Origin of the sequence: Alishewanella sp. HH-ZS, from assembly GCF_001704375.1 — a bacterium.
Lineage (GTDB): Bacteria > Pseudomonadota > Gammaproteobacteria > Enterobacterales > Alteromonadaceae > Alishewanella > Alishewanella aestuarii.
Genome location: NZ_LZEJ01000030.1, coordinates 1 through 21,441 on the forward strand (window position 1 = coordinate 1; position 21,441 = coordinate 21,441).

General features: G+C 45.1%; 22 protein-coding genes. All 22 read right to left on the reverse strand.

Translation table 11 applies throughout. The features are described from left to right. Positions 1–47: 47 nt before the first annotated feature. On the reverse strand, positions 48–353 hold the full coding sequence (locus A9165_RS12115) for a DUF6170 family protein (protein WP_008608044.1): 306 nt from the start codon (positions 351–353) through the stop codon (positions 48–50). Between the two features lie 101 nt (positions 354–454). Beyond that, positions 455–2,506 (reverse strand): YjbH domain-containing protein, encoded by a 2,052-nt coding sequence (locus A9165_RS12120; RefSeq protein ID WP_083216281.1) that lies wholly within the window; start codon positions 2,504–2,506, stop codon positions 455–457. Between the two features lie 56 nt (positions 2,507–2,562). Continuing rightward, positions 2,563–3,294 (reverse strand): capsule biosynthesis GfcC family protein, encoded by a 732-nt coding sequence (locus A9165_RS12125; RefSeq protein WP_083216278.1) that lies wholly within the window; start codon positions 3,292–3,294, stop codon positions 2,563–2,565. A gap of 3 nt (positions 3,295–3,297) precedes the next feature. Further along, a complete protein-coding gene (locus A9165_RS12130) occupies positions 3,298–3,987 on the reverse strand; it encodes a YjbF family lipoprotein (RefSeq protein WP_065956071.1) in 690 nt (229 codons plus the stop codon). A 77-nt stretch (positions 3,988–4,064) separates the two neighbouring features. Then, on the reverse strand, positions 4,065–4,442 hold the full coding sequence (locus tag A9165_RS16630) for a hypothetical protein (RefSeq protein ID WP_083216279.1): 378 nt from the start codon (positions 4,440–4,442) through the stop codon (positions 4,065–4,067). An 86-nt stretch (positions 4,443–4,528) separates the two neighbouring features. Next, on the reverse strand, positions 4,529–6,514 hold the full coding sequence (locus A9165_RS12135; protein WP_065956072.1) for a nucleoside-diphosphate sugar epimerase/dehydratase: 1,986 nt from the start codon (positions 6,512–6,514) through the stop codon (positions 4,529–4,531). 84 nt (positions 6,515–6,598) lie between these two features. Further along, positions 6,599–7,507 carry a UTP--glucose-1-phosphate uridylyltransferase GalU gene (gene galU, locus A9165_RS12140; protein ID WP_065956073.1) on the reverse strand — a complete coding sequence of 303 codons (909 nt, stop codon included), beginning with the start codon at positions 7,505–7,507 and terminating at the stop codon, positions 6,599–6,601. A gap of 51 nt (positions 7,508–7,558) precedes the next feature. Further along, the gene (locus A9165_RS12145; RefSeq protein ID WP_065956074.1) at positions 7,559–8,563 is read right to left on the reverse strand and encodes an NAD-dependent epimerase; all 1,005 of its coding nucleotides are present in this window, start codon (positions 8,561–8,563) and stop codon (positions 7,559–7,561) included. 10 nt (positions 8,564–8,573) lie between these two features. Continuing rightward, positions 8,574–9,917 (reverse strand): UDP-glucose/GDP-mannose dehydrogenase family protein, encoded by a 1,344-nt coding sequence (locus A9165_RS12150; protein ID WP_065956075.1) that lies wholly within the window; start codon positions 9,915–9,917, stop codon positions 8,574–8,576. Beyond that, positions 9,914–10,393: a hypothetical protein gene (locus A9165_RS12155; protein WP_065956076.1), complete on the reverse strand. Its 480-nt coding sequence runs from the start codon at positions 10,391–10,393 to the stop codon at positions 9,914–9,916. Before A9165_RS12155 ends, A9165_RS12150 begins: the two co-directional genes overlap by 4 nt. Further along, positions 10,390–10,692: a nucleotidyltransferase domain-containing protein gene (locus A9165_RS12160; RefSeq protein WP_065956077.1), complete on the reverse strand. Its 303-nt coding sequence runs from the start codon at positions 10,690–10,692 to the stop codon at positions 10,390–10,392. Before A9165_RS12160 ends, A9165_RS12155 begins: the two co-directional genes overlap by 4 nt. A gap of 35 nt (positions 10,693–10,727) precedes the next feature. Continuing rightward, a complete protein-coding gene (locus A9165_RS12165) occupies positions 10,728–12,134 on the reverse strand; it encodes an MBL fold metallo-hydrolase RNA specificity domain-containing protein (RefSeq protein ID WP_065956078.1) in 1,407 nt (468 codons plus the stop codon). A gap of 42 nt (positions 12,135–12,176) precedes the next feature. Further along, the gene (locus A9165_RS12170) at positions 12,177–12,731 is read right to left on the reverse strand and encodes a sugar transferase (protein ID WP_065956079.1); all 555 of its coding nucleotides are present in this window, start codon (positions 12,729–12,731) and stop codon (positions 12,177–12,179) included. Next, positions 12,725–13,660 carry an SDR family oxidoreductase gene (locus tag A9165_RS12175; RefSeq protein ID WP_065956080.1) on the reverse strand — a complete coding sequence of 312 codons (936 nt, stop codon included), beginning with the start codon at positions 13,658–13,660 and terminating at the stop codon, positions 12,725–12,727. The genes A9165_RS12170 and A9165_RS12175 overlap by 7 nt, the downstream gene beginning before the upstream one ends. Beyond that, positions 13,657–14,868 carry a glycosyltransferase family 4 protein gene (locus A9165_RS12180; RefSeq protein WP_065956081.1) on the reverse strand — a complete coding sequence of 404 codons (1,212 nt, stop codon included), beginning with the start codon at positions 14,866–14,868 and terminating at the stop codon, positions 13,657–13,659. The genes A9165_RS12175 and A9165_RS12180 overlap by 4 nt, the downstream gene beginning before the upstream one ends. A 1-nt stretch (position 14,869) precedes the next feature. After that, on the reverse strand, positions 14,870–16,000 hold the full coding sequence (gene wecB / locus A9165_RS12185; RefSeq protein WP_065956082.1) for a non-hydrolyzing UDP-N-acetylglucosamine 2-epimerase: 1,131 nt from the start codon (positions 15,998–16,000) through the stop codon (positions 14,870–14,872). A 3-nt stretch (positions 16,001–16,003) separates the two neighbouring features. Continuing rightward, complete coding sequence (locus tag A9165_RS12190) at positions 16,004–17,110, reverse strand: NAD-dependent epimerase/dehydratase family protein (protein ID WP_065956083.1); 1,107 nt, start codon at positions 17,108–17,110, stop codon at positions 16,004–16,006. Between the two features lie 4 nt (positions 17,111–17,114). Next, positions 17,115–18,149 (reverse strand): polysaccharide biosynthesis protein, encoded by a 1,035-nt coding sequence (locus A9165_RS12195; RefSeq protein ID WP_065956084.1) that lies wholly within the window; start codon positions 18,147–18,149, stop codon positions 17,115–17,117. After that, on the reverse strand, positions 18,142–18,921 hold the full coding sequence (locus A9165_RS12200) for an AglZ/HisF2 family acetamidino modification protein (RefSeq protein WP_065956085.1): 780 nt from the start codon (positions 18,919–18,921) through the stop codon (positions 18,142–18,144). The genes A9165_RS12195 and A9165_RS12200 overlap by 8 nt, the downstream gene beginning before the upstream one ends. A 2-nt stretch (positions 18,922–18,923) precedes the next feature. Further along, the gene (gene hisH / locus A9165_RS12205; protein WP_065956086.1) at positions 18,924–19,541 is read right to left on the reverse strand and encodes an imidazole glycerol phosphate synthase subunit HisH; all 618 of its coding nucleotides are present in this window, start codon (positions 19,539–19,541) and stop codon (positions 18,924–18,926) included. After that, positions 19,538–20,668: an N-acetyl sugar amidotransferase gene (locus A9165_RS12210; protein WP_065956087.1), complete on the reverse strand. Its 1,131-nt coding sequence runs from the start codon at positions 20,666–20,668 to the stop codon at positions 19,538–19,540. Before A9165_RS12210 ends, hisH begins: the two co-directional genes overlap by 4 nt. Beyond that, complete coding sequence (locus tag A9165_RS12215; RefSeq protein ID WP_065956088.1) at positions 20,665–21,435, reverse strand: glycosyltransferase; 771 nt, start codon at positions 21,433–21,435, stop codon at positions 20,665–20,667. Before A9165_RS12215 ends, A9165_RS12210 begins: the two co-directional genes overlap by 4 nt. Between the last annotated feature and the right edge of the window lie 6 nt (positions 21,436–21,441).

Genomic DNA, 21,441 nt, shown 5'->3' on the forward strand with positions numbered 1-21,441 from the left:
GTGGGGATCTATCAGGCTCTGACCGGTACCGGAGTGCTGTGGATAACTTAGTTTTGCTCTGGAAACTGCTGGCGGCGAATAGTCGCAAACTGCTTACGGCAAAGATAGAAGGTGATAGGTCTGGTGATCAGTGGATAGAGCACAACCAGCAGCAGTATGTAGCCTGCTATTGCCCAGCCATCGGCGCGTGCAATCATAATAAACAGCACTGATAAAATAATCAGCTTGATAATATTCAGGGTAATTTTGGTCGGTGCCGGCAAACGATCTGCTGCCGTACGAATAATCTGCATCCGCTGCGAAAAATTAAGTCCTTGTAACTCCGGGATACTTTGACTGTTGAAATAAATCATCGCTATACCTTAAAACCTCAATCCTACCCGCTAACTGGTAAGACCGGTACCGGAGTGCTGTGGATAAACAGGTCAGACCGGTACCGGAGTGCTGTGGATAATTAGTCGAAGAAGGGGGAGCGTTGCTCGGTCATGTTGTAGAGCATGCTCGGCCTGTTCAGCATTTGTCCGCCATCGCGGGAGATTGGGATCCATGGTAACTTACCACGGCCCGTCGCCGGCGTGATAGAGAACAAATCGAATGGGATCGAAATATAGAACCCCTTCGTGAAACTCCCCTCACCATATTGCTCTGACGATACATCGGTAATGGCCGCGTAAGCCCCCATCACTATGCCGCTATTAAAGCGCTTGGCGAAGTCGACGTTAACGCCCAAATCTTTTGCCAGAAAACGCCCAACGTTGAATGTTAGCTGGGTATCAGGCAGAAAATCCGGTTTCCAATAAATATTGGCGTGGCCAGTCAGTACCTTGTAATCGAAAAAGCTAAAATCGTTTTCATAAGAACGTTGCCGCACATAGTTCAGATCAAAACCGACAGCCCAATTACTGTCCACCGGGCGATACATCACCTCGCCACCTACCCCGCCGTACATGGCTTCCAGATAGCCAGCATAAAGCTGACCATACAGATTTGGCGCTAACCGCTCCTGCCAATTGCCGTACAGTGTATCCAGGGTAATTTTACTACGGGTAACATATTCACGAATAAAGGTCCGCACCCGTGGTAATCCAGTGTCAAAAGCATCTACAGTAAAGTTAAACTTATCAAAGTTTTCTAGTAAGGTTACTTTACTGGAGGCATGCAGCGCCCAGTTTGGGTTAAAGCTATAGCCAGCGCCCAGGATCACACCACCCTGATACATATAAAACTCTTCCGGGCTACCAAAGGTTTGGATCCAGAACAGCTCCATATTAGTGTAAAAACCTTTGGTTACCAGCGGTTTAAAATCAGCCAGACTTTGCGCCGAGACATCCTGCCGCACATAGGTTGAGGTAAAAGGTGCACCTAAACGTTCGTTACGGGCCACCGCCTTAAACTCACTTGCATCAATCACCGACTCCAGCATTGGAATATTGCCGTTCAGATTTACAATCTTATAGGTTGTGATATCCGCAGGTAACTCGGCCGCTAAAATACGCCCAATCCGTTCTAACGCTTCTTCGTGATCGCGATAGGCTATCTGATTACCATAAACGGTTAATACGCCATCTGCCAGAGCTGAACTCTTAACTAAAAAGCCTGCCTGATAAAGCAAGTCATAAATCAATTGCTCACGCTGTACCTGGTCAAACTGTGCCACTTTTGGTTCAGCAGGAACATCACGGAGTGGCGGTTTTACTTTATAGCCAGCGGCATTGTGTAAATTCAGCGCATAGGAAACACCAAAACCTAAGGTATTACCGCGTTGATAGTTTAGGCTAAAATCAAAATCACGCCAATGGTATACCGCCCCTAAGTTCCAGCGGCTATCTTGCGCCAGAGCGCCAGCAAAGTCATCGACGTAGTTATTACCCTCATATTCCAGTTTTAAGCGTAGCGGTTGCCAAGGTGTTTGGTATTCGATACCGCCGTAAACAGAGGCGGAACCTTTGAAAAAACTGTCATAACTAATTTTACCGCCCTGGCCAAAATCAGAGGAGCGAGCACAAAAACTGTCTCTTAATCGACATAATGGGTTTGTAATATTACCGGCACTACCTAAATAGCCCCAACCCAAACCGACATGAAAGTCAAAGTCGCCAAGTTGCTTACTTAATACAGCATACTCGCTTTCAAAAAGCCCCGTTCCACCCAGATCGCGAAAACCTACCGCAACTTCAGGGAACCATTTTGATTCCTGCCATAAACGGAATTTGGCATCTATACCTTTATCCTTATAGGTTTGATTGCCACTAAAACCGGGATCATCACTGTATAAACGGGTTCTAACATCGGTATAGCGTACTGTCGCTTCTAACCAGGGAAATAACTGGGTACTTACCGTCCAAAAGCGGTATTCTTCATTATCAGAATAATTAATCGATAAGTTCCCTTCCGGTGCCATCCGAGCTGTTGGTACCTGAATTAAACCTACGCCACCATGAGCACTTTGGGATACACCTGCCGGTGGTAACTGCCAGCGTTGTTCGGCATTAACCGCTGCAGACATGGCGAGCAGCAGCGGCGATAGCGCAAATGGCAGCAAGTGTTTGATAGTTATCCGTTTCATACTGCAACCCTATACTGCGTAAGTTCAACCAAGAGTTGGTTTAGACGCTGATAATCACGGCTAAACAACGAACTACGAAAAGGCACATATAAAACCGCTCCTGGTTGTGCTTCCTGATATGCCGCAGAGGCACCGGATAACGGCACCTGAATTAAGCGACCATCGGCCTGCAATAGCAGAACGTGGTTGGTATCTGCGGACTGTAACTTGGCACGCTGCAAGTAGTCATTTACCGAAGTCGCTGGCGTATGCGCCTGGGTAACAACGCCCCCGCTAATAGCACCTATTAGCACCACCGAATCGGGCCGACGGGGAAGCTGCAAAATATAGTCGCCAGTTGGCAATAGCGGGTTGGCTGCAAGATTAATACGTGCCAAATCATAATCAAGGACAAAGGGTAAGCGTTTAGCTAAACGCCAGTCACCGATGCGGCTCGCTAACTGCAGTAATACCTGCTGCACCTCTGGTTTAGCACTTTGTTGCAGTTCCTGCAGCAGGATTAAGGTTTGGCTGCGCAGTTGTTCTGCTTCAGGGGCATTAGTGTCATACAAGGCAGCGGCGGGCCAATAGATATCAGCAGAGCGCACCAAAGGGGCTAGTACAGCATCTAGCCGAACTGGTTGCTCAAAGGTTATAGACTGGCCAGCGCTATGCACTACCACCTGAGCCGACACTGGTGTGCTTACCAGCACAGCGGCCAGCATAGTGAGTCTTTTTAGTATACGCATAGATTATCCTGCCTTAGCTAAACGAGCCGCCCGGCTGATAAAAACTATTTCGGTAAGCGGCTGAAAAGGGGCATATTGCTGGCGGGTTTTTAATAACTGACCTGAGGATTGTTCAAACCAGTATTCGTTTTGCCACTGCTGATCAAAGCGCCAAAACTGTGGTCGGGTTTTATAGCTTAAAGTTTCAGTTACTTTTAATACGTTATAGCTATGCTCCAGTATTACCAATGTTTCTGGCTTAGGTTGGCTAAATTGGCTTTGTACCAAATAACCATATTCATCCTGTTGCCAGTCAGTAAGACTTTGCCAGCTACTGCCAGCTAAGAAAGTTACGCCGCGGGTTAAAGGATCTTCGGTACTGGCGGTTACAAAAAGTAAATTATGCGGCAAGCCAGCGGTACGGACTATGCGACCATGTTGTAATACCACAACAGCGTTATCGGCAGAAATCCATTTTTGCTGATTATGTTCCATAAAAGCCAAGGCCATTACCACCTGACGCTGCTCGCCATAGCGGACGTAAAGTAAATCTGCATTTGAAGCAGTTACCTGCTCAGCAGAAAGTTCGATATCTGCCGGTGGTTTAAAAGCATAGCTTAGGGTGTCACGATACGCCTGGTAAGTTCCCGAGCAACCAACCAGGCCAAGGCTACAAATTACCGCCGTGCAAAGCGCATAAATAGCGTTTTTCATTGTTTGCTATCCTGGCAACTTAAGAAAATATTGAATAAAAAAGCCGCCTTATGGCGGCTTTTTAAACTAACCAACTATTAACGCAGTGTTGGTGCGTAAGTGAAAGTCACAGGAACCGTTGCTGTTGTTGTAGCAGTACCTGTACCAGTTAAAGTAACCGTATTAGTTACTGTAGTACCAACACAAGCACCACCCACTAATGGGTCTGACCCATTACAGCTTGGCTGTGGTTGTGGTGTTGGTGGAACTGGTGGCAGAGTAACACCTGAGCTATTAGACACTATTGCAGCTAAAACACCAGCAGCTACAGCACCGGCTACGATAGTACCAACAGCCACACCACCAACAGTAGCGCCAGAAGCCGCAGAACCGCCAGCATTGTCAGAAGATTGAGCAACAGCACCTGCACTGGCTAAAGCCAAAGCAGCAGAGATTGCTACTAAAGTTTTTTTCATAAAATATCCCTCAATGGTTAAACCGAATTCCGATTACGAAGCAGCTTAAACCAAGTTTAAAGTTAACACAATGCTTAAATTTAAAACTAAGCAATTTGTTGTTTACTCTCCGTTTGTTTAAGTACAGTGACCAGCGGCCTGGAGGTATCGGCAGCAGCTAATACCTCTAATTGCTTACGGGTATCCACCGGACAAGCCGCATTTACAACCAAATCACTGGTGGCGTTACTGTAATTAAACTCGGTAGGTGCACTGCGAATAAGTGCAATAATATCTTCCACAGCAAAGCGATTACAGGCTGCATCCAGGCGCGCTAATAAATGCTCCATCTCAGGCCAGCTCAGGCAAACCTCATCTGCCGCCATAATACGGCTATGCTCAGTTTGCCGTACATTGTTGCCAATTAATAATTCTTCATACAGCTTTTCGCCCGGGCGTAAGCCGGTATATTTAATTTCTATATCGCCGTGTGGATGCTCATCATCCCGAACTTCAAGGCCCATTAGGTGGATCATCCTGCGGGCCAGCTCGGCAATACGCACCGGTTCGCCCATATCTAATACAAATACATCACCGCCCTTACCCATGGCTCCGGCTTGCAGCACCAGCTGAGCAGCTTCCGGAATGGTCATAAAGTAGCGGATAATATCTTTATGGGTAACGGTAACGGGGCCGCCTTTACGAATTTGTTCGCGGAACAATGGCACTACTGAGCCGGATGAGCCTAAAACATTACCAAAGCGCACCATACAAAAACGAGTCTTAGTTTGATACTGAGCCAATGCCTGTAGCACCAACTCTGCCAGCCGTTTAGACGCGCCCATTACATTGGTTGGCCGAACGGCTTTATCGGTAGAGATAAGGACAAAGGTTTCCACCCCGGCTTTGATCGCCGCCTCAGCAGCATACCAGGTACCGAACACATTATTACGAACACCCTCAACGACATTATATTCCACTAAGGGTACATGCTTATAGGCAGCGGCATGATAAACCGTGTGTACGCCAAAGGCGCGCATAACGCTTTCAAGCCGGCTTTGCCGCTGCACAGTGCCCATTACCGGCACCAGGTTAATTTCCAGTGCTTCATTGCAAATTAAGGCTTTAAGCTCCTGCTCAATTGCATAAAGGGCATATTCAGACAGTTCAAACAACACCAGCGTTAGCGGTTCGCAGCGAATAATTTGCCGGCATAGCTCAGAGCCAATAGAGCCGCCGGCACCGGTAACCATGACCACCTTACCTTTAATATTGGCATGCAATAGTTTTTTCTTCGGTGCTACGGGGTCACGGCCCAGCAGATCTTCTATTTTTACATCCTGCAGCTCATCAATACGCATACTACCATTAACTAAGTCACTCATACCCGGTATTGATAAGACCGGTAACGGCAAGGCCTCTAGCTTATCCAACACCTCGCGGCGCCGGCCGCGACTGGCTGACGGCATCGCCAATAAAATACGACCTATATTTTTTTGTTTAATTAAGCCAGGAATATTATTAGGGCTGGAAACCGGAATACCGAGAATGGTTGAACGTTGCAGCGTGTTGTCGTCATCAACAAAGGCGACCGGATGATATTGGTCACCATTCATCAAGGCTTGAGCTAACTGACGCCCGGAAGAACCAGCCCCATAGATCAATACTCTGGTTTTGTGGCCGTTATTGCGCTGCTCTAAAAGCATTCGGGCTAATAAACGAACGCCGCCTGAGGTAACTAAAGCGATTAAGGCATAAACAATAACCAGATTAGTGCGCTGCTCGACGTCGAAAAACATAAATAGTGCCGCCAACAAGGCGGCACTACCTAAAATACCAAATAACACAGCGCCTAGCGCATGCTGGCCAACATAACGAATTACCGCCCGATATAAGCCTAGCTTGGTAAAAATAAGCAAGGTAAGCGGCAGCGTAATTACAAAAGCCAGTGTAATATCAGACAGCTGCCTGGCATTCCCATTTTGGGTAAGCACATAAGCCAAATAAATTGAGAGCGATAAAAATACTGTATCTATTGCTACTGAAATCATGCGCTTAGCCGAACGAGGCAGCGCCAGCAACCATGCAAGCATGTTTTAACTCCATTGTGCCGGCTTCAGTAACCGGCACTTAAACAGCAAAAATTGGCTCAAGTATAGCACTAAAACCAGCGTTTATTAACGATAGCCCTGCAGCAACTGCTGTAACCAGGCTTGAAAACCCGGCCCCAGATTTTTATCCCGCAAACCAAACTCAACAAAGGCTTGCATATAGCCAAGCTTATTACCGCAATCATGGCTACGGCCTTTAATATGGTAGGCATTAACTGGTTGTGATTTCATTAATATCGCGATGGCATCGGTAAGCTGAATTTCATCACCGGCGCCTAAAGGGGTATACTCTAAAGCCTGCCAAATATCAGGGGTAAAAACGTAGCGGCCAACTACAGAAAGATTTGATGGCGCTTCTTCAACTTTTGGCTTTTCAACAATGGCCGTCATATTAACCGACTCGCCCGCCTGCAGTTGGTGCCCTTCTACATCGGCAACGCCATAGCTTGACACATTTTGCATCGGTACCGGCTCAACCATTACCTGGCTAATGCCAGTACTGCAAAATAAATTAGCCATATGTGCCAGGTTATCTTTTTTCAGATCACTGTCGTAACTGTCAATTAGCACGTCCGGCAATACCACCGCAAAGGGTGCATCGCCGACTAATGGTTTGGCACAAAGCACCGCATGGCCCAAGCCTTTTGCTTGCCCTTGCCGCACATGCATAATAGTTACGTCTTTCGGGCAGATATTTTGTACTTCATCTAAGAGCTGGCGTTTAACACGTTTTTCCAGCATAGACTCCAGCTCAAAGCTAATATCAAAGTGGTTTTCAATACTATTTTTCGATGAATGTGTAACCAGAACAATTTCTTTTATACCGGCAGCAATACACTCCTGCACAACATACTGAATAAGTGGCTTATCCACTACCGGTAGCATCTCTTTAGGTATTGCTTTAGTTGCCGGTAACATCCGGGTACCGAGGCCGGCCACAGGGATTACTGCTTTACGCACAATATTGGTTTGCATTTATTTCATTTTCCATTTTATTTTTTAGTAGTGTGCTTATCGTCTTGCTAACTACTCAACATTATAATAGCTGCGGTACCAGTCTACAAAACGCTGCATACCCAGTGTAATAGGTGTAGCGGGTTTAAAACCTACCGCAGCCTGTAAATCATCAATATCGGCAAAGGTCGCCGGCACATCACCGGCCTGCATCGGCAAATACTCTTTTATTGCTTTTTTACCGGTGGCCTGCTCGATGGCTTCGATAAAGGTCATCAGTTTTACCGGCTGATTATTGCCAATATTAAAAATTTTATACGGCGCAAAGCTGCTACTGGCATCGCTACCGTCCCAGCCCGGCGCTGGCTTGGGTGGCTGCTGCTGGATACGCACTATACCTTCAACGATATCATCAATATAGGTAAAGTCACGCAACATCTCGCCATGGTTAAATACTTTTATCGGCTCACCGGATAAAATGGCTTTCGTAAATAAAAACGGTGCCATATCTGGCCGACCCCAGGGGCCGTAAACAGTAAAGAACCGCAACCCCGTAGTGGGAATACCATACAAATGGCTATATGAATGGGCCATTAATTCGTTAGCTTTTTTGGTTGCCGCATAGAGTGATACAGGATGGTCGACTCTGTCGTGCGTACTAAATGGCATTTTGCTATTCATGCCATAGACGGAGCTGGATGAAGCATAAACCAGGTGTTCAACCCGGTGCTGGCGGCAGCCCTCCAGAATGGTAAGAGTACCGGTTAGGTTACTATCGGCATAGGCCATAGGATTTTGCAGCGAGTATCTTACGCCCGCCTGAGCGCCAAGGTGAATAACCCGCTGAAAACCTTCTTTAGTAAAAAGATTGGCAATACCGGCACGATCCGCTAAATCAAGCTGTTCAAACCGAAAGCCAGGTTGCGCTAGCAGCTGTGCCAGACGATCACGTTTTAGCTGTACCGGGTAATAGCCGTTAAGATTATCCAGGCCCACCACCTGGTGCCCTTGCTGTAACAAACGCTGACACACATAAAAACCAATAAAGCCTGCGGCGCCGGTAACCAGAAATTTCATACTCGCTCCATCAGCTTGATTTGCGCACGGTTTCACCGCGGCCAATGGCATAATAGATAAAGCCACGCTGGGCTAAGCGGCGTGGATCGTACAAGTTACGGCCATCAAAAATCACAGCCTGGCGTAACTGCGATTTGATTAAATCAAAATCAGGCGCGCGGAACTGTTGCCACTCGGTACAAATAACCAAGGCATCAGCACCTTTTAAGGCCGCTTCTTTGGTCCCCACCAGAGTTAAGTCATCGCGCACGCCATAAATGCGCTGGGTTTCTTCCATCGCTTCAGGATCGTAGGCTTGCACTTTGACCCCGGCTGCCCATAACTGCTCCATTAATACCCGGCTACTGGCTTCACGCATATCATCGGTGTTGGGTTTAAAACTTAAGCCCCAAAGCGCAATGGTTTTGCCTGCCAGCTCAGTATCAAAGTGCTGTTTAATCAGCTCAGGCAGCTTATATTTTTGCTTATTGTTGACCGCCTCAACAGCTTGCAGCACCTTAGGACTATAGCCCATTTGCTCTGACGAACGGATCAGGGCCTGCACATCTTTAGGGAAGCAAGAGCCACCATAGCCACAGCCAGGATAAATAAAGTGGTAACCAATACGGGGATCAGAGCCAATACCTTTGCGCACTGCTTCGATATCGGCACCCAGAAGCTCAGCTAAATTGGCCATTTCATTCATAAATGAAATTTTAGTAGCAAGCATACAGTTAGCCGCATACTTAGTGAGCTCAGCAGAGCGCACATCCATAAAAATCATTTTGTCATGATTGCGGTTAAACGGCTCATACAGCTCCCGCATCAGATCTTTAGGGCGCTCGTCGTAGGTACCAACAATAATGCGATCGGGTCGCATACAGTCATTAACAGCTGCGCCCTCTTTCAAAAACTCGGGGTTTGACACCACATCGAAATCAAGTTGTTGGCCACGCTCTGCCAATACCGAGGCAATAGCGGCCCTGACTTTATCTGCGGTACCAACAGGTACCGTAGATTTATCGATAACCACCTTAGGTGACTGCATATAAGTTGCGATAGTTTTCGCCACCGCCAACACATACTGTAAATCGGCAGAGCCATCTTCATCGGGTGGTGTGCCCACGGCGATAAATTGCACGTCACCATGCAGCACTCCAGCCTGAGCGTCGGTAGTAAAATTGAGATAACCACTGGCAAAGTGCTTTTCTACCAGTGGTGTTAAGCCAGGTTCATAAATCGGGATAATACCTTTTTTCAGGTTTTCTACCCGTTCGGCATTTACGTCGACACAGAGAACCTGATGGCCAACCTCAGCTAATACCGCCGCCTGCACCAGACCAACATAACCAATACCGAATACTGTGACTTTCATAAAGTTCCCTTTAAAACACCATACCTTGCAGAAAAATGAATGACGTGATCTAGTACTTTTAACAACTCTTCTGCCATAACAAAAGCTTTATTAAGTAAGGTACTTTGAATTTCAGGATCGTCGGGGTAGTCGTGTGCAAATTGGTTGCGCATTTCCCTAAGTTTTAGCCACTGTTCAACTGAACTAAGCGCACCAATTTTCTCAAGTCTGTTCAATTTATCAATAAAGGTGTTAAGTTCACCTTCTTCATGAGTCAATTCAAGCACTGCTGGTAACAGCTTAGCGCCCATTACATCCTGCAATTTAGAAAACCGCACAATAAATTGATCAAATATTGCCAGTTCGACCTCGGTCAGTTGCGCCAGACTATCGGCCGTGAAAGGTTTTTTTTCAGCTAAATGCGACATGGACCAGCGTAAACGCTCAGCATGTACTTTGCATACATCAATTATTCCCTGAAAAACAGCCTTATTCATAACGGAACACCCGTCTCTTTAGCAATTCTGTAAATTGGTAATACTGTTCCGGCTTTACGGTTAACCACAAGATCGATCTTTTGATCACCCAAAGCACGGTGAAGATCAACAAGAGCATTGAGCTTAGCCTCAACGATCTCGTCGACAGAACAGATTTCTGGTTCAATGTAGAGATCAATATCACCACCTTTGGCGTTATCATCGACTCTTGAACCAAACAAACGTAACTCAGAGTTCTGACCAAAATGCTTTAACAACACTTGCCTGATAATCTGCTGTTGTGGTTCAGTTAGCCGCATAGCAATACCCCTCAACATTCAACATTCAAAACCCATCATTCCGCAATCACCACTTTATCCGCATAAGCAGCCAAAGCAGTTTGCAGAGCTTTCTTCGCATCGACATCACCATGCACAATCCGCACTTGCTTTGGCCGTTTGCGCATACCTTTTATAAAGCGAGTTAACCCTTGCTGGTCGGCATGGGCAGAATAGCCGCTCAATGTTAACACTTCAGCCTTAATATCAATACGCTGGCCATCAATATTAACATAACCACCTCGCGGGCCATATTGCTGAATCGCGGCGCCAAGCGTACCACGCGCTTGATAACCTACAAACACTACCTGATGCACAGGATCACCCAACATAGCCTTCAGATAATTTACCACTCTTCCGCCCTCACACATACCACTGGCAGCAATAACGATAGCCGGTTTACGGGTACTGCTCAGTAAATTTACCGCAGCCAGATGTTCTGCATGGCTATCAATAGTATACAGCTGGCTAAAATTTAGCGGGTGGCGACCTTCCCGCAAGCGTTTTAGCGCCTCGTCATCCCAGCATGCGGCCAGTTGTTGGTAAGCCACATTAAATTTAGCGGCCAAAGGTGAATCTACAATGACTGTCAGGTCATCCCAGCGTAACTGTTGGTGAATTTTTTTGCCACGTAACCGATGAATTAACGTTTCCAGTTCGTATAGCAGCTCCTGAGTACGGCCAATGCTAAAAGCCGGAAACAACACCGTGCCGTTATCCTGCAACGAATGCAGTAATACTTGCTCTAAGCGCTTAATACGACTGCGCCGGTTTTCATGCAGTTTATCGCCATAAGTACTTTCAATAACAACAACGTCGGCAGCGTAAGGTGGTTTAGGGGCAGGTAACAACGGAGAGTAAGGCGCGCCTAAATCACCAGAAAACACCGTGATAAAGGGCTTTGCATTGAGCAAATGTTTAATTTCAACATAGGCCGAACCAAGAATATGGCCGGCCTTTTGCAGCCGGAAGTGCGCGTTAATACCGTTAAAGGCAGGTAATTCAACCCAGGCGTTAAACTTACAGGGCACAATCTGGCGGGCAATGGCACGCAAAAAGCCGTTAATCAGCTGCTCGTCGCGGGTTACCCCAACTTTAAGTGCATCTTCCAACACCAAAGGTAACAGATGCGCGGAGGCTTCAGAGCAAAAAATAGGGCCGGTAAAACCAGCCGCCAGCAAATAAGGAATTCGTCCTACGTGATCAATATGGACATGAGTAACGATAAGCGCCTGAATATGGTTAAGCGGGAAATTGATAGCAAGGTTGGCTTTGCTACCATTGCCCTGCTCGTCCCCCTGAAATAGGCCACAATCAATTAGCACTGCATAACCAGGAGCTAATTGATATTCATGACAAGAGCCGGTAACACCGTCAACGGCGCCGTGGTGCAATATCACCGGCTGCTCAAAGCTACTCTGCATAAACTCCCTTTTTGCAGCATTAGATTCACAGCATAGAGTTTACTATTTTTTTACTCTATCGCCACTCCCTTTACCGGCTACAGTCATAAAAATATATTTAAAGTAGTCTGCCAATGTCAGGCTTTGCAGCATTTTGGCATCAGTTTGAGCTAGTAGTTCTGGCGTAGACATATCGATTTCATTGACCTGCGCCAAGCCCGTAATACCTGGGCGTGCATTGTAAATACCGAGCTTATCACGTGCAGCTGTTAACTCTTCCTGATTAAAAAGCCCAGGACGGGGGCCAACTAAACTCATATCGCCCCATAGCACATTCCATAACTGTGGTAGCTCGTCCAGCTTCGTTTTGCGCAAGAATCCACCAAAAGGCGTAATAGCGCTGGCACTGGCTAAATGACTGGCAACAGAGGCCGTGTCTTTTCGCATAGTTCTAAACTTAACCAGTGTGAAAGGCTTTTTATAACGTCCAACCCGAACCTGCCGGAATATTGGTGAGCCGGTGTCAAACAGACCTATAATCGTCAGAATAACCAGAACCGGAAAACCAAACACTAACCCACAGAGTGCAAATAAAATGTCCAACAGCCGAATTAACATAGATCCTCTTTTGGTATACAACTTTTAATACCATCCTCGACCGACACTGGTGGACGCCAATTAAGCGTAGTTTTGGTGTCGTTAATATCAACTTGTAAATTACCACAGAGTCTGGCAATTACCGCCTGCTTACCCGTTAGTTTGCCAATAATATTAAACCAACTCATAGGCACTGGGATAAGCCTGGGAGTTTTTCCATAGGCTCGAACCATTAGCTGTAACAGCTCGGTGGTTGACAGGTCACGGTCATCACTCACTAAAAATGTTTGATTGGCCGCTTTGGGATGATCAATACAAACTTTTATCAGGTCGACTAGATTGCTAAGCGCGACCATACTTCGCTGGTTACGAATAGCACCTAAGGGTAGCGGCAAGTTCTTTTTTGCGAAACGTAGCATCGCAGCAAAATTTGCTTTTACTCCCGGACCATATACCAGCGGAGGACGAATTATTAAAAACTCCATTCCGGTGTCCGAACACAATTTTTTTAAAGCTGCTTCGGCTTCTGCTTTAGAGATCCCGTAAGGATCAGTTGCTTTGCTTAAATCACGCGCAGTAAACGGCTGATCCGGGAGCGTAGCTTCACCATTTACTTTAATCGTACTAATAAAAATAAAGCGCTTTACACCGGATGCTGCGGCTTGACGAGCCAGATTAAGAGTTCCGGCAACGTTGACCTCACGGTATGCTGCCAACGGGTCTGCAGCAGTATCATCCATCACATGTACACGCGCAGCTGCATGAATGACGACCGAAACGCCGGCCAGGCAGTCGGAGTAGTCTTCAGTAGTAGTAAGCTCTTTCTGAAAAAACTGTCCTGGCTGTCCCGCTAAGTGACGACGCCCGACGAGTCGTAGCGTGTTTTCAGGTAAAGCCTTTACTAACGCTTGACCAACAAAACCGGTATGGCCGGTAATTAAGATACTCAAGCCGCACCTCTATTTTGAGCTTGTTGTAATATCTGTGAAACAGCTGATTCAACTGAAAAATAGTTTTCCAGCAAAGTCCTCGCCTGCTCACCACATTTTATGCGCTGATCTGGTGATAAAAGCAACACTTTAGCAGCGTCACTGAGAGCCTCATCATCACCATTCTCGAAAACAAACCCTGCACTATGATTATTGATTAAGTCAATCACGTCATTTCCTGCATTAACACTACCTAGAATAGGTAACGACTCAACCATATAGCCCAGGAGCTTGCCAGGAAAGTTATGGGCGGTGTGTTTAGCTGATAATGAAAACAAACCAATATCAATTTGAGTTAACAACTCTCGATATACCTGCTGCGAAACAGAGGGTTTGATAGTGACATTATCAAGTTGCCATTTGGCTTTAAGTTGATGTATTAATTCAACTTCATCTCCTTGCCCGACAAACAGAAAGTGTGCGAGTGGTTCGGTTCTCATCGTTCTGGCAAGACGCATTAAATTTGTCATGTCCTGTGCATGACCAATATTTCCACCATAAAAGAACACTATTTTATCGTTCAGGCCCCAGGCATCACGCCAATTCGTTGCAACAGTCTCACGAATCAATGGTCGGGTATCTGCCCAATTCATTAGAACCTTCACATTTGGATAGCCCGGATGTAAATGATGAAATAATTTCAGATTGGCATCGGACATGACACCAATGCAATCGGATGCCTGATAGTTCAGACGCTCAAAGTAACGGAAATAACGCGCTATCACGGAGCCTTCTTTGATCATGCCCTGATCAATTACCCATTGCGGGAACATGTCGCGCAGAATCAAATAGACGAAAGCGCCATGTGCTTTTAATTTCTTCGCTAAGGGTCCAAAGAAAATAGTGGGCGAATAGTTAATACAGCCATCAAAAGGTTCTGCTTTAACTCTATGAGAGATGGCACGCCAGGCATTAATAGACAACAAAGATTCGTTCAGGGCTCGCTTTACTTTGCCAACGCCACGAGTTCGGCCGGTGCGAAAACGCCATACTTCAACACCATCGTATATTTCCTCAACAAGTAATGTTTTTTGGTCAGGCTCACCCGGTGTAATCACAACTGCTTTATGACCACGATTTTGCAATTCATGTGCTAGTTCATGAAACATTTTAGCGTGTACTAAGGTGCTGGATGGTAGATACGCATCCGGTAACAGCGCAAATCTCATATCAATACTGCTTCCAAACAACTCGCATCACATAATCGCGGTAACTATGGACGATCCGAACGACCTTATCCGAGACATTAGGCATGCTGTAATCATAAACAGGACGCAGCAAACGAGTATCACCACTTGGTTGGCTATCCAAAACCTGTAATGCCTGAAACACGCGGTCAACCTCAAGTCCCACCATCATTACCGAGGCCTCTTCAAAGGCTTCTGGCCGCTCATGCGCTTCGCGAAGATTCAAAGCTGGGAAGTTCATGATGGACGACTCTTCACTAATGGTACCGCTGTCGGATAATACGGCCTTAGCCGACTTTTGCAGCTTGTTGTAGTCGTGAAAACCCAGTGGCTTTAACAACTGCACTAGCGGGTTGAAAACTACACCTTGCTCTTCGATTCGTTTACGGGTACGAGGGTGTGTGGAGACAATAACGGGATAACCGTACTTCTCAGCCAGACCATTCAGCACCGCCGCCAGTTTATGCAGGTTCTTCGGCGAATCAACGTTTTCTTCACGGTGGGCGCTAATGACAAAAAACTCGCGCTCAGTTAACCCCAACCGGTTTAATACATCAGAACCATCAATTTGCGGCATATAATGGTTTAGTACTTCAAACATTGGGCTACCGGTTTTAATCACCCTATCGGCAGGAATACCTTCGGCAAGCAAGTAGTCACGGGCAATACTGCTATAAGTAAGGTTAATATCGGCGGTATGGTCAACGATTCGACGGTTAATTTCTTCCGGCACCCGCATATCAAAACAGCGGTTGCCCGCTTCCATATGGAAAGTTGGGATTTTGCGACGTTTAGCAGGAATCACCGCCATACAGCTATTGGTATCACCCAACACCAACATCGCATCCGGATTGACTTCAGCCAGTACTTTATCTACGGCAATAATCACATTACCAATGGTTTCAGCTCCGGTGCTACCCGCAGCATTCAAAAAGTAATCCGGCTTGCGTACACCCAAATCGTCAAAGAAAACCTGATTAAGTTCAAAATCGTAGTTCTGGCCGGTGTGCACAATAATATGCTCACAATGCTGATCTAATGCTGCCATCACTCTGGACAAACGAATAATTTCCGGGCGAGTACCGACAACGGTCATCACTTTTAACTTGTTCATCAATTACACCTTATATGCGACAGTATCAGGGCGTTCACGGTCAAAGTTTTCATTCGCCCATAGCATTACCACCATTTCATCGTCGCCAATATTTGTAATGTCATGTGACCAACCAGGAACTGTCTCAACAATCTCTGGCATATCGCCGCTGGTAAAAATCTCGATAACTTCGTCAGTAATAATATGGCGGAAGCCAAACCGGGCTTTGCCTTTAATCACCAAAAACTTTTCTGTTTTTACATGGTGGTAGTGACCGCCACGGGTGACGCCGGGATGAGCGGTAAAAAAGGAGAATTGGCCCGAATCGCGGGTTTTAAGCATTTCGACAAAGCAACCACGCTTATCTTCATGCTTGGTTAAACCATAATTAAATTTATCTGGTGGAATGTAACTAATGTAGGTTGCATAAAGAACCCGGATAAAACCCTCGCCTACCGGTTCGGTAATTAAGCTCTCACGGCTATCTCTAAACTTGTAAAGCTGGTCAACGAGATCTCCCAAAGTGACCTGATACACAGGATCAACATTGACATACAACTGCTCTTCAGGCTGCTGGTGCAACACCTTCAGAAACGAGGTAACAACAGCACCAATATGGACCAGTTTTAGCTCAACAGAGCGATCATTAACCTGGATTGGTAAACCACGGCTTATATTGTGGCAAAAGGTAGCCACAGCTGAGTTGTAGTTTGGCTTACACCATTTACCAAACACATTAGGCAAGCGATAAATATACACTTTATTGCCCATTTCCAGGTGCAAATTCAAAAGATGCATCTCTGCCATTAACTTACTTTTGCCATAGGCATTATGGCGCTCGGCCTGAATAGAGGATGTTAAAACAATGGGAATTTTGCGGCCACTCTCTCTGATAGCCTGACAAATTGCCCCCGTTAGGTCGGCATTACCTGTTGCGAATTCATTGTCATCATGCGGACGGTTGATTCCGGCTAAATGAAAAATAAAATCAGCTTGTGACAGTAACCCGGGGAGCGATTCTAAAGGCATATCACGGGTAAATTTAATAACCTCAATACTGGGGTTGCGCTGCAAACTAATGATCAGGTTTTTGCCAATAAAGCCATTGGCACCGGTTACCAAAACTTTCATACTATTAATCCTCTGCCGTTGCAGGTTCACCCCGGGTAATAGCGCGAATAAAGTCTAGCTTAAGCAACAATTGCTTCATTCCTGCTACATCCAAACGCTCGGTATTATGAGAGTTATAATCTTCCAACTCAGTAATCTTTTTATCACCCTGATCAAAGAACTTACCGTAATTTAAATCACGATTATCAGGTGGTACACGGTAATAGTCGCCCATATCTATAGCACAGGCACGCTCTTCCCGGCTTAACAGCGCTTCAAATAGCTTTTCGCCATGACGGGTACCAATGACATTTACCGGGTGCTCTGGCGTTTGCATCAGCTCAAGCAACGCTTGAGTTAATACATCTATCGTTGCAGCTGGTGCTTTTTGTACAAAGATATCGCCGTTATCACCATGTTCAAATGCGTACAACACCAGATCTACAGCGTCTTCCAGCGTCATCATAAAACGCGTCATATTCGGATCAGTGATAGTAATAGGCTTACCAGCGCGTACCAAGTCGACAAACAATGGAATAACAGAGCCGCGCGACGCCATTACGTTACCGTAGCGTGTACCGCAAATGACCGTTTTAGCAGGATCGAGATTACGCGCCTTAGCAACCATAACTTTTTCCATCATGGCTTTAGAAATGCCCATGGCATTGATCGGATAAACTGCTTTATCGGTACTTAAACAAACGACTCGAGAAACGCCATTGACGATAGCCGCTTCCAGAACATTCTCTGTACCCACGACATTAGTTTTAACCGCCTCCATCGGATAAAACTCGCAGCTTGGCACCTGCTTTAATGCGGCGGCATGATAAATAAAATCGACACCGCGCGTTGCATTTAAAATGCTGTTGTAGTCACGGACATCCCCGATGTAAAACTTTAGCTTAGGATGATTATACTTTTTGCGCATATCATCCTGCTTTTTCTCGTCCCGGCTAAAAATACGAATTTCTGCAATATCGGTATCTAAAAAACGCTTAAGTACTGCGTTGCCGAAAGAGCCGGTACCACCGGTAATAAGTAAAATTTTATTGCTAAACATGACACCGTCCATATATCTTTTCACGCTTTTGCGCCTGAGTCGGATAATTAATGAGAACTGCTCTGTATGGGCCCTTGAAAACAAATAAACTACCTGCAGCGACACCAATTAAGCCGTTCTCAGCGACCACATCGCCAAGGTCATCAAGGGAGCCAGCACCGCCCATCACAGTATAGGGAACTCGACAAACAGCCTTAAACATTTTAATTGCATCAAGAGGCATACCTTTCATAGTGCCTTCGTGCTCAATAAAATTAATGACTATCTCGCCAGCGCCATGCTTTTGTATTTCTGCGATAACATCAAGCGGGTTAAGTTTAGTATTGTTTTTACCATTATGGGTCCACACTTCGTAGTGTTTGCTCAGTAGCTTCTTTTTTACATCCAACACTACAACCACACTCTGGCTACCAATTTCAGCAGCAATTTCGGAAATCAATTGAGGATTGTCGATAGCGGCCGAGCTAATTGCTACTTTTTCAACACCCAGTGCCGTAATGCGCTTTGCTTGTTCGGCAGTTTTAATACCGCCGCCATAGCAAAGCGGCATTCTACATTCAGCCGCTAAATAAGCGATACGTTCGTAATTCGGTTCTTGCTTTTGCACTGTCGCGTCAATATCAATAACAACTAACTCATCGGCCTCCTTTTCATTAAAGATCCGCACAGCGTTAATTGGATCACCAACGTACTTTGCATCTTTGAACTTAGTCGTTTTTACTAAACCACCATCCTGAATTAACAAGCATGGGATTAATCTAGGTCTGAGCATTGTTATAACTCCGCAAAATTTTTTAACAACTGCTCACCAAAATGATGGCTTTTCTCTGGATGAAACTGCACTCCAAACACATTCCCCTTACTCACCGCACAGCTAAATGAAATACCATAATCACACTTGGCCATGCAGAACTCATTGCTCTCAGGTTCAAAAAAATAAGAGTGCAAAAAGTAGAAACGAGTGTCGTCCGGGATAAAATGTTTAAATAGCGGCGCAGCTCCAGTTGCAAAAACATCGTTCCAGCCCATATGTGGCATAGGAAGTTGCGTATGCGATAAAGCATTCTTTAGTGACCGCACACGCCCGGGAACCCAACCTAAACCGGGCTCGACACCCTCTTCGCTCGAATAAGCCAACATTTGCATACCAACACAAATTCCAATGATTGGCACCTTTTCCTCGGTAACCCGACGAACTATTGTGTCTTTCATGGATGAAGCATTAAAGAGCTGCATTGCGTGATCGAAATGGCCAACACCCGGTAATATTAGTTTATCAGCTTGTTCAATCTGCTCAGCCGTAGTTGCAACCATAACCGGAATATGTAAACGCTGGTATAGGTTTAAAAACGCTTGTAGGTTACCAATACCATAATCAATAAGCGCAATCATCTGTAATGTCTTCTCTCAATACCAAGCATATTAATTAATTTGGCGCCCAACTGGATTAGCCATAGCTTATTCTTATAATCCCGATAGCTTTTATTGGGCTGCTCAAAAATTTGTTGTAATTCTTCAGCGCTTAATCCTAGCTTATTAGCTACATATTTAAATTCATTTTTCATGAATTCGTCTGATAGCTCGGGTTTAGCAATACGCTCCAACGCTTCTTCGCGAGTCATTTGCCCTGTCATAATAAGGCTTGAAAAGTGAGCACGTCGTTTTTCATAACCAAACTTACGAGGCATCCAGTAGTCCTCATAAAAACGAGTAAAACGAGACTCGTGATGCTTATGCTGGAAAGGCTGCCATCCGTATTTTTGCTGCAAAAGTTGTTCAGCTTCTTTCTTGATGTAAGGCACTAAATTTAATGGTTTAAAAACCTTCATACCAAGAACGCGATGATGGAATACCTTATAGACCAAAACGTCGATAATCGGGAAAGACTTTAACTTACGTTTTCCAAATTTTTTATGAATATCAGTAATTAACGTTTTATCAATGCCAGGATAAGCCCCCCACTCATTGGGTTCCCGACAGCATTCAGTTGAAAAATTACCGCCCGTTAGAACGTACTTAATTTTATTCTTGCGAGCAAACTGATACAAACCAGAAAAAAAGGCGCAATCTTGTGGAATATCCTGATCCGGAATACCTGATTTTAAAAACGCCACCTGAAGGTCTTTCATCTCTTCCCAGTTTATAACTTCTGTGTAAAGATCCAGACCTAAGCCGTCTACCAACTTTTCAATATTACCAACCGCCTGATCAGTGTTCCAACCGGCATCTACGTGAAAAAGTAAAGGCCGCAAACCCATAACCTCTTTTGCTACGTAAGCGGTGTACGAACTATCCAAGCCGCCACTCAAACCGATAATGCAATCGAAGTCCTTGCCTCTACCTTCTTGTTTAATTCGCTCTGCCGCTTTCATCAACTCCACGTAACCGCGCTGACCAGTGTGCCAATTAGGTTCAATATTCAGCTTAAAGTTAACGCAATGATCACATTCACCTTCGCTATTAAAAATAATTTTTGAGTCGGATCTATCCATGATGCAACTAGAACAAATAGAATTCATAAAGTAAACCTTCTATTGGAATTATTTCGACCTGATAAAATACAAAATAATGATCTCATAAAAACAAATCTAGAAATAAACTTCTCTTTGAAAGAGCGTGAGACGACACTAACATTACTACCATGTATACGACGAGAAAGCGTTATATCTTTTAAGTGAATACAATCCGATTTTACGTTTGCTGCCATAGCTATCCAAAGATCATGAGACTCAACAAAATGAGGGAATGGCGTCACTGACCGAGCAAAATCTTTTGTAAAGCACATGGCACAGCCATAATATGAGATTCTTCCAGTAAAGATATTTAATATATTCCTTAAATTAAATAAGAACCCCTCTCCGGGACTGAGGCTGAAATCATTAACACTTTTAATAAGATTGCCACTACTATCAATCAAGTTAAAGTTAGAACTTAAAAAACTCTTTCCTTGCGAACAAAGAGAGTTTTTCATAACTTCTACACGCCCAGGAACCCAAACATCATCTTGATCTGATAGAAAAATAATATCCCCTGTGGCTTTATTGATAGCTATGTCAAAGGTTTGATTAACTCCAAGGTTAAACTCGTTCTTAAAAACTCTAATTCTATTATCACCTTCAGAAAATCTTGTTACTATATCGAACGTTCTATCTACAGAGCAGTCATCGATAATGATAAGCTCATCAGTCGCCTTTAACTGTGAGATGATTGAAATTAATTGCTCAGTGATATATCGTTCACCATTATAAGTTGCCATACAAACGGAAACTCTAGATTCCTTATTCATCATTAC